Genomic DNA, 1,941 nt, shown 5'->3' on the forward strand with positions numbered 1-1,941 from the left:
GTTCCTGACCGCGCCTGAGCTTGCCGCGAAATGGGGCATCGACACCGGCTATGTCGCGGTCACGCCGGCCGCGTGGGAGACGCCGGCGATGAAGGCCAACGTCGCCGACTTCCCCGCCGCCGCGCTGGCGCGCGACCACGGCGCCGAGATGGCGACCGGCCCGCTGTCCGAACCGTTCCGGCTGCTGACCGGCGACCCGGTCCGGGGGGCTGGCGACCTGCCGCGCGTCTCGGCCGAACTCCGCCTCGCGCGCGAGATGCCGCGCGTGCTCGCCGCACTGGCCGGCGGCGCGCAGCGATGAGCCCGGCGCGGCGCGGGACCGCCCTATGCGCCGCGCGGGACGATTGGGGCTTGCATCGCGGGGGAGGGTGCCCCAAATAGCGCGGCCTTGACCGCGCCCGCTGGTCATCTGCTGGTTGGAAAGGGGTTCGCCATGAACGCTCTCGCCCGACTGGGGATGGTCTCGGACTCTCCGAGCGAAGCCCAGACGATCGATCGCCCCGGCGCCGCGTGCGCGGAGGACAGGAAGGACTACTTCGTCGAGCGCAACGGCGTGAAGTTCGCCGGCACGCACCTGCTCGTCGATCTGTGGGGGGCGTCGCGGCTCGACGATCCCGGCCACATCGACGCGGCGCTGCGCGCGGCGGCCGAGGCCGCAGGCGCGACCATCCTGCACGGCCACTTCCACCACTTCTCGCCCAATGGCGGGGTGTCGGGCGTGCTCGTGCTGGCGGAGAGCCACATCTCCATCCACACCTGGCCCGAGCGCGACTACGCTGCGATCGACATCTTCATGTGCGGCGCCTGCGACCCCTACGACTCGATCCCCGCGATCAAGGCGGCCTTCCTGCCTGAGCGCATGCTGCTCGGCGAACAGAAGCGCGGGATGGTGGGCTGAGGACCGGCGCGCCGGTCCTCTCCTCCCACGATCGGACGTATCTGCCCGGCGCGGCTCGCCGCGCCGGGCGAGAGAGCGCGAGGACGATCATGAGCTCCGCCGAGATCTGGCTGAACGAGACGCTCTATCCGGCCTGGGGACAGCGTTTCCGGGTCGTGCGCGAGCTCGCGCGCACGCGGTCCGCGTTCCAGGACATCGCGATCGTCGAGACCGAGACGCATGGCCGCGTGCTCGTGCTCGACGGCGTGATCCAGATCACCGAGGCCGACGAGTTCGTCTACCAGGAGATGCTCGCGCACGTGCCGCTGATCGCCCACGGCGAAGCCCGCCGCGTGCTGATCATCGGCGCGGGCGACGGCGGCGTGCTGCGCCGCGTGCTGCAGCACCGCGGCGTGGAGCGCGCGGTGATGGTGGAGATCGACGGCGAGGTGATCCGCCTCTGTCGCGAGCACATGCCGGCGATCTCGGGCGATGCCTGGAACGATCCGCGCTCGCAAGTGATCGTCGGCGACGGCATCGCCCATGTGCGCGAGGCGGCAGCCGCGAGCTACGACGTGATCATCGTCGACAGCACGGACCCGATCGGCGTGGGCGAGGTGCTGTTCACCGACGAGTTCTACGCCAACTGCGCGCGCATCCTGACGCCGCGCGGCGTGGTGGTGAACCAGTGCGGCGTGCCCTTCATGCAGCAGGACGAGCTGCGCGAGACCAGCCTGCGCCGGGCGAAGTCCTTCGCCGACGTCTCCGCCTATGTCGCCGCGGTGCCGACCTATGTCGGCGGGTTCATGACGCTCGGCTGGGCGGCCAGGCAGGCCGGGCTGCGCGGGATCGCCCCGGCCGAGCTGCGCCGCCGCGCCGAGGCGGCCGGCATCCTCGGCACCACCCGCTACTGGACGCCGGAGCTGCATGCGGCGTCGTTCCATCTGCCTCCCTACATCGCCGCGCTGCTGCCCTCGCCCTGAGCGGCGATGGGCTGCCGCCTCGCCTCGGCTCCGGGGGCGGCATGGTGCGCCGGTCGCGGCGCGGCGGGCGGGCCCCCGGGC

General features: G+C 72.3%; 2 protein-coding genes and 1 pseudogene. All 3 read left to right on the plus strand.

Annotated features, from left to right (window positions below; all coding sequences use genetic code 11):
• Nucleotides 1-301, plus strand: a pseudogene (locus tag FK498_RS19815) (hypothetical protein); the annotation flags it as partial.
• Between the two features lie 132 nt (nucleotides 302-433).
• On the plus strand, nucleotides 434-898 hold the full coding sequence (gene speD, locus FK498_RS18510) for an adenosylmethionine decarboxylase (RefSeq protein ID WP_141857151.1): 465 nt from the start codon (nucleotides 434-436) through the stop codon (nucleotides 896-898).
• Between the two features lie 89 nt (nucleotides 899-987).
• A complete protein-coding gene (speE, locus tag FK498_RS18515) occupies nucleotides 988-1,860 on the plus strand; it encodes a polyamine aminopropyltransferase (protein ID WP_141857153.1) in 873 nt (290 codons plus the stop codon).
• Nucleotides 1,861-1,941 lie beyond the last annotated feature (81 nt).

This window comes from Elioraea sp. Yellowstone, assembly GCF_006704265.1.
Classification (GTDB): domain Bacteria; phylum Pseudomonadota; class Alphaproteobacteria; order Acetobacterales; family Acetobacteraceae; genus Elioraea.